We start from the raw sequence: 1,488 nt of genomic DNA on the forward strand, positions 1-1,488 counted from the left end.
ACTTACTACTGCTATGTAAAAGGCTGTGGTGCCGAAGCGAAAGCTCAGCATTGTTAAAAGTTTCTACAAGTCAATTCAGAAATTTTCTCCACCTGCTATTTGCAGTCATTCTGTTAAGAAGCTGCCAGTTTTAATTAAAGTTGTAAAGGAGGTACGCCAACTTACTTTAATGTTCTCTATGGAACCGTAGTTAGGATGCGCTATCCTCCTGTTGAAAAACGAGATTACTTCTTTTTGACTTTTCTTCCGTACCCTATAAAACTAAAAACTTATCCTGGGTATTTGCATTTTTTTGATTTTTTAATTCGAAATATTTTTCCTCATAAGTACTATGGTTTATTACTACAGAGCGTGCAATTAATGCAAGCTTTCGAGCCACTTTAACGATCGCCTTCTTGTTGTTTTTGTTCAAATGCTGGCGATAGTATTTTAATAGTTCCGGGCTTCTTCTGATAGCCTGCCACGCCGCTTCAATCAATAAGGGTCGCAGATGCTTATTACACCGGGGTTGCATTCCTGTGACATGCACCGCATCTCCGCTGCTGTGTTCGCGTGGCGTTATTCCTAAAAAAGAAATATATTCGTCCCGGTCATCAAACCGGCTCCAGTCTCCGATCTCCGCCTGAAAGGCTGCCGCTGTTACAGGACCAAATCCAGGTACTGATAAAAGGGATTTATAGGTGTCCGGATATCCCTCAATCATTGCTTTTTTCACGCGTTTAGTGATGGCCAGTAATTGTTCGCGCAGATACTTATAATCCTTAACATACTGCTGAAGGGTCAATAAGCCTTGAGCAGACGTAAGTTTAACCGTATTCAACCACTTCACCATGTTTAGCGAAATGGAATTTTTTCTCTCAAATTCTTCAGGTATGATGACGCCAAAATAATATAGAAAGCTCTTGATTCGATTGTTGTAACGAACCACATCTTTGACCTTTGTTTCTCTTTGCCGGAATGATGAACGAAACTCCTGCATCTCAGCAGGCATAATATAAATCCCTTTCAATAGATGTCGTTCGAGGTAACTGGCAATGGCACGACTGTCATGAGTATCTGTTTTGTTTTTCTTTTGCTTGTCAGTCATCGGAAGATCTGCAGCATGGAAAACAATGTTTGCAATGCCCAAGATCTTCAAACAATGGTGAGCAGAAGTTCCGCAAAACCCCGCCTCGTATGCACTATAATAGGTCCCTCCAGGATAATGGCGTTTTAAATAGTCTGCCAAATGCTGAGCATTCGCAGGCTGTGTAAATCGTTTTAATTCCAGTCCAAGTGAACGAATCGTAACTGACCAGTTTGATCGATGAACATCAATGCCTACATAAAAGCATTGACCTTCGAAACCATTAATTTTGTTTGTTAGAGGCATGGTTGACTGCTTTAATTATCAAAATTGACGAAACCTTTAAAAAGGTTATCGTAATAATTGAGTCTGCTTCATGCAAGACTCTTGCAGCACCATGCCTTTTTACATTAAAACTTACT

Annotated in this window: 1 protein-coding gene; it reads right to left on the reverse strand. The window is 40.3% G+C overall.

The window, feature by feature from the left end:
* Nucleotides 1–253 precede the first annotated feature (253 nt).
* Nucleotides 254–1,372 (reverse strand): IS110 family RNA-guided transposase, encoded by a 1,119-nt coding sequence (locus tag P2W82_RS24640; RefSeq protein WP_336518625.1) that lies wholly within the window; start codon nucleotides 1,370–1,372, stop codon nucleotides 254–256.
* Between the last annotated feature and the right edge of the window lie 116 nt (nucleotides 1,373–1,488).

The sequence above is a fragment of the Pollutibacter soli genome (assembly GCA_029269725.1).
GTDB classification, from domain to species: domain Bacteria; phylum Bacteroidota; class Bacteroidia; order Chitinophagales; family Chitinophagaceae; genus Pollutibacter; species Pollutibacter soli.